This is a genomic window from Thermanaeromonas sp. (assembly GCF_021890735.1).
Lineage (GTDB): Bacteria > Bacillota > DSM-521 > Neomoorellales > Neomoorellaceae > Thermanaeromonas.
Window position 1 is genome coordinate 1 of the sequence record NZ_JAKKUR010000109.1, and the last position, 4,837, is coordinate 4,837.

At 52.0% G+C, this 4,837-nt stretch carries 5 protein-coding genes; 3 read left to right on the top strand and 2 right to left on the bottom strand.

Annotation, left to right across the window (positions count from 1 at the left end; all coding sequences use genetic code 11):
- Nucleotides 1-396 (top strand): GerAB/ArcD/ProY family transporter (locus tag L5656_RS10610; RefSeq protein ID WP_297202761.1); only part of this gene is annotated, 396 nt, incomplete at its 5' end.
- On the opposite strand, the gene L5656_RS10615 is transcribed toward L5656_RS10610, so the two are convergent.
- Together L5656_RS10615 and L5656_RS10620 are read right to left on the bottom strand one after the other, a co-directional pair.
- Nucleotides 374-1,141, bottom strand: a complete 768-nt coding sequence (locus tag L5656_RS10615; protein WP_297202763.1) for a LytR/AlgR family response regulator transcription factor — start codon at nt 1,139-1,141, stop codon at nt 374-376. The genes L5656_RS10610 and L5656_RS10615 overlap by 23 nt on opposite strands.
- Nucleotides 1,142-1,159: 18 nt before the next feature.
- Nucleotides 1,160-2,500, bottom strand: coding sequence for a histidine kinase (locus tag L5656_RS10620; RefSeq protein ID WP_297202765.1), 1,341 nt, complete (start codon nt 2,498-2,500; stop codon nt 1,160-1,162).
- A 314-nt stretch (nt 2,501-2,814) separates the two neighbouring features.
- Here L5656_RS10620 and L5656_RS10625 point away from each other — a divergent pair, with 314 nt between their 5' ends.
- Complete coding sequence (locus L5656_RS10625; RefSeq protein WP_297202767.1) at nt 2,815-3,231, top strand: holo-ACP synthase; 417 nt, start codon at nt 2,815-2,817, stop codon at nt 3,229-3,231.
- 41 nt (nt 3,232-3,272) lie between these two features.
- On the top strand, nt 3,273-4,837 hold a 1,565-nt coding region (locus L5656_RS10630; protein WP_297202769.1), incomplete at its 3' end, for an NAD(P)H-hydrate dehydratase.

Genomic DNA, 4,837 nt, shown 5'->3' on the forward strand with positions numbered 1-4,837 from the left:
ACTTGCCAAGGCGTGTTAGGAGTAGATAAACTTAAGTACACCCTTATTCCTGGGCTGACCGTAACGCAGCTTGCGGAGTTTGCAGGTACTTTCATTGAACGTATAAGCTTATTATTTATCTCCTTATGGGTGATTATCGTATTTCCTACCGTTTCTTCCCTGCTGTGGGCTAGTTCTTATCTTTTAGGCCGCCTTTTCCACCTTAAAGATTACCGGATGTTGGCTTTTTACCAACTTCCCGTGGTGTATTTCTTGGCTATCTATCCGCGGAGTACCTTTGATGTCAAGCGCTTCTTTTTCTTTTTGCAGCCTTTAGGGTTGGCGGTTTTGGTGGGTATTCCGGCTCTCCTTCTTGTCATATCTTTTTTCCGCTTTAAAGGCCGAGACGAGCCTTAAGGGGCCCGGCCTGGTTGCGACTTACGGGTACCTCGCTGTTTTCTTTGTCGGAAAGGATGAGGGTATAGGTACCGTTAAAGAAGGGGACTATTTCCCTCACCTTAGTGAGATTTACAATATAACAGCGGTGGGTGCGGAAGAAGATCTTAGGATCCAGCCGGTTAAGGAGTTCTTTTAGAGTGTAGCGCGTGGGGTAATGCTCAGCAAAGGTTTTTAGGTAAACGCTGTCGTCCTGGGTGTAGGCATAATAAAGGTCGTTTTGGTCCAAAAGGATGGTTTTGCCTCCCTTTTCTACCGGTATGAGATTGAGGGAGCTGTAAGCTTCCGGGGCACGAGAAGGTCCTTCCACCCTGACCCGCCGGGCTCCCTGACCTTGTTCTAAAAGGCGGCGGACCTTGTCTAGAGCCTGACGCAGGCGGCGGGCCTCAAAGGGCTTAAGCAGGTAATCTACGGCATTTACTTCAAAGGCTTTGAGAGCATATTCTTCATAGGCAGTAACGAAGATTACAAAGGGGGGACCGTCTTTCTCTTGCAGCGTCCGGGCGAGTTCTAAACCGTTCATCCCGGGCATGTTTATATCCAAAAAGACTACGGTGTAATCCAGCGCATTTATGAGAGCCAAAGCCTCCCTGGCGTTGGTAGCCTCGCCAACGATTTCTACGTCTTTAAATTCTCCGAGCATAAATCTTAATTCCTGCCGGGCAGGATATTCATCGTCTACTATAAGGGCTTTAATCTTGGTCATGAGAACCCCCTCTCTGTCTTAGCTTAGGCTAGCGTTGTGGTTTTCCCTGAGGGCAGACGGGAGAGGTATTACCGGAACCCTTAAAAATACCTCCGTACCCCGACCAACTTCACTTTTAAGCTTGAGCCCGTACTCGGGGCCGTAGAGGCTTTGAAAGCGTAAATTTACGTTGCTTAAGCCCACGCCGTTTCCGGAACCGCAACCCGGCTCTAAAACGTGGGGTAGTTTTTCAGGAGCTATCCCTACACCGTCGTCGCTTACCGTAATCTGCAACTCATCATTTTGGAGGCGGGCGGATACGCGCACTACCCCCGGTCCCTCCTTAGGTAGAATGCCGTGGTGGAGGGCGTTTTCTACCAGGGGCTGTAAACTTAGGACTGGCAGGTGATAGTCCAAAAGTTCTACGGGTACCTCCTGGATATAGCGAAACTTGTCGCCAAAGCGGGCTTTCTCCAAAGTAAGATAGTTGCGGACGTAGGCCAGCTCTTCCCTCAAAGTAGTGAAACTGCCCCGGCGGTTTAGGGTCTGGCGGAAAAGGCTGGCCAGCCGCATAAGAAGCATGCGGGCCCGCTCGGGATTGGTGCGGATAAAACTTATGATGGTATTCAGGGTGTTAAAGAAAAAATGAGGGTTTATCTGGGCGTTTAGGGCCTCAAGCCGCGCTTCGGCCAGCAACTGCCGCTGGCGCTCTATCTCAGATAGCTCGATCTGTAAACTCAAAAGTTCGCCTAAGCCTATGGCCAGGCGGATCACCTGGGGAGGTAAAGTACCTTCCTCCGTTTGGTAAAGTTTTAGAGCGCCCACTATTTCACCTCTGCACTTTAAGGGTACGATGACAGCAGCAGCTAGAGGGCACTCGCAGTAGTGATAACGAGGGCAATTAAGGCCACGGGTAGAGTGGACCACTTTATAACGACCGGAAGCCAGGACCTCCTTGGTGGCTTCGGTGAGGATGCGCTCCCCCGGGGGGTGCTTTTCACAACCCGCACCTAAGAAGGCCAGTACCCGTTCACGATCTGTGATGGCTACTGCGGCCACTTCGGCGATATCTTTTATTATTTCTGCCGTCTTGGCCGCGGTTACCTCATTTAGGCCTCGCCGGAGGTAAGGTAACGTCTGGTGGGCGATCTGCAAGGTGGGATCTATGGGTGCATCTAAGCTCTGGGGAGCCTTTTCTTCCTCCCAAGCTTCTCGGCAAGGCGGAAGAAGGTAGCGGAGGAGGATAAGGAGAGCGGTAGCGTTTAAGGCGCCAAAAAAGACGGCCGCCGGGAACAAGGGGACCCTAAACAACTCTACAGCCCCCAAGGTTTCTCCTATGCTTAAAGCGATGGCTCCGGCGCCAAAAACCCAAGGTCGCAAGCCCGCAGCACCTCATTCTTAAGATTTTGCATATTCAATTTACATACTATCTTAACTAGTAATTTAATGCTACACCGGGGCAGGGTTGTTGTCAATAAAGAAGCGGCAAAGAGGCGAGCGCGTCTGATTTTTACCGAGTAAGAAAGTCGAGGGATCTTATCGAGGAGTAAAGGGAGGTGTTCGACATTTTTTGCCGAACTTTAACTACAATGCGAAGGTCAGGATGGAGAGCTTAAATTTAGGGAAAGATGGATAGGTAATAAATGGAGATAACCTTAAATTGAGAATAAAGGGACGGGAAAAACAAAGGAGGGTTGCAGACACCTAAAAAAATGATCGGAGGCGTGGGTGTAGATATAGTTGAAATTGACCGGGTTAAAAGAGCATTAACGAGGCACCCGAGGCTGATGCAGAGAATCTTTACCCCTAAAGAAGAGGCTTATTGCCTGGCCAAAGGCCGGCCAGAAATTTCCTTAGCTGCGCGCTGGGCGGCCAAGGAAGCGGTGTTTAAAGTTTTGGGCCTAAGGAGGGGCGAACTCAGGTGGCGGGAGATAGAGGTTTTGAATAATAATTCGGGGGCTCCCGAGGTGAGGTTATACGGCCGGTTGGCGGAGCTTGCCCGGTCTTTGGGAGTAGAAAAAATAGCGTTAAGCCTTTCCCATAGCCGGGATTATGCTGTAGCCGTGGCCGTCGGCATACGAGGTCTCTCGGTGCCCCAAAACAGTGTTTAAACCCCGGGGAATATGTAACTGCACTGCCGGAGGTGAAAAAGATGTATGTGGTAACTGCGGCAGAAATGAAAGAGATTGACCAGGCAGCCAGCCAGGATTATTCTGTACCCAGCATAGTACTTATGGAGAACGCAGGCTTAAGGGTGGTCGAATCCATACGTCGCTATTTTGGCGGCCGGGCCTCCGGAAAGCGCGTCCTGATTTTTGTCGGCAAAGGTAATAACGGAGGGGATGGGCTGGTGGTGGCCCGGCACCTCCATAATGAAGGGGCCGAGGTAAAAGTTTTTCTTTTAGCTAGGCCAGAAGAATTGCGGGGAGACCCGCGGGTTAACCTGGAGATATATCAGAAGATGGGAGGAAAGATCTTTCCCATCCTAGAAGAAAGCCACCTCCAGAGGGCCGACATCTCCCTGTTGTATGCCGATTTGGTAGTAGATGCTATTTTCGGCACGGGATTTAAGGGTGCAGCCTTAGGACTTACGGGAGAGGTTATAAAATTGATCAATAATGCTCATAAGCCTGTAGTCTCCGTAGATCTCCCTTCAGGCCTTGACGCCGATACCGGTGAAGTTTACGGCCCCTGTATTAAGGCTACCTGGACGGTAACCTTTGCCCTTCCCAAGAGGGGACTGGTACTGGAACCCGGGGCCAGCCTGGCCGGGAAGCTCGAGGTTGTGGATATAGGCATACCCCGGCGGCTTATTGAGGGCCAAAATCTAAAGCTGCGCTTGTTAACGCCTGAGTGGTGCCGCAAGCAGCTTCAACCCAGGGAACCCAGTACACATAAGGGGAACTTCGGGCACGTCCTGGTGGTGGGGGGCTCTCGAGGCATGCTGGGGGCTGTAGCCCTGGCCGCTTTGGGTGCCCTAAAGGCCGGGGCGGGCCTGGTTACCGCGGCCGTTCCCCGCAGCCTTCAGGATGTGCTGGCGGCCAAGACAACAGAAGTTATGACAAGGGGCTTGCCGGAGACGCCGGAAGGGACTTTAAGTCGAGAAGCCCTTTCTTATATTTTAGAACTTCTGGAGAGGTGTACTGTCCTGGCCATAGGCCCGGGTTTATCGCGTAATAAAGCTGCTGTTTCCTTAGTTTTAGAGCTTCTCCCCCAGGTACGTTGCCCGGTGGTTATCGATGCCGATGCCCTGAATGCCCTGGCCGAGGATAAAAAATATCTTGTGGAGGCCGAAAAAGAGGCTGTTTTGACCCCCCACCCGGGAGAGATGGCAAGACTAATGCAAACTACTACGGCACAAGTTCAGGCGGATAGAGTAGGTACGGCTACCCGGGCAGCCCGGGATTGGCGGGTTACTGTAGTTCTTAAGGGTGCCCGGACAATTATCGCTTGCCCTTCCGGAGAAACTTTCATTAACCCTACCGGGAATCCGGGTATGGCCACCGCAGGCAGCGGCGATGTGCTTACGGGGGTGGTGGCCGGACTCATTGCCCAGGGGATGTCGGTGCCGGTAGCTGCAGCTTTAGGCGCTTACATACATGGCGCGGCTGGGGATTACGCTTCCCGGATCCGGGGCCAGCGGGGGCTGGTAGCAGGAGACCTTTTGAATTATTTACCACGCGTATTGAGGAAGCTAGAGACAAGACCGGAAGAAAC